Origin of the sequence: Bacteroides sp. 3_1_23, assembly GCF_000162555.1 — a bacterium.
GTDB classification, from domain to species: Bacteria; Bacteroidota; Bacteroidia; order Bacteroidales; family Bacteroidaceae; genus Bacteroides; species Bacteroides ovatus.
The window spans coordinates 1-528 of the sequence record NZ_GG774968.1 but is presented as its reverse complement, the minus strand read 5'-3'; the positions used below and the strand labels follow the sequence as shown (position 1 = coordinate 528).

The following is a 528-nucleotide window of genomic DNA, read 5'->3' as shown; positions in this document are numbered from 1 at the left end:
GGCGGAAACCATCCATAATTTGAATCCTTCTTTTCCCGTAGTATGCTCTCCATCACATTGGCTTGGACCACGCATGAGCTTGCCATCTATAGCTACAACGCCTTTCACCTCCTGACAGACTTGTTTTACCCAGTTACGAAAGATCAACTCAAAATACTCGGGCTTTATTATACTGAAGAATCTATTAAAAGTATCATGACTGGGGATGAACTCCAGGTCAGGTATGCGACTTTTGAAAAAAGCAATTTTCGCATTGCCAAATTCCTCAATCTCATTCCAGGATTGGGCGCCACAGATTACAGCAGCAATGGATATATAGATAATGGTTTCCATTTTATGTACTTTTTTGCGGTTCATCCTAGGATCTTCTATTTGTTTACAAAGGTCAATTATGCCAATTTTCATGTTAGTTTATGTTTTAATATATCTTATAAAGATAAGAAAAACAATCGATATAAACAAATGATAGTGTATTAATAATCAGTAGTATAGCAAAGAAATAACAAAGGAGAATATAGTAAAAAATAT

Annotated in this window: 1 protein-coding gene; it reads right to left on the bottom strand. The window is 35.0% G+C overall.

Going from position 1 to position 528, the window contains the following annotated elements; translation table 11 throughout:
• Positions 1-405: ISAs1 family transposase (locus HMPREF9010_RS00005; RefSeq protein WP_004311896.1), on the bottom strand; the 405-nt coding region annotated here is incomplete at its 3' end.
• Between the last annotated feature and the right edge of the window lie 123 nt (positions 406-528).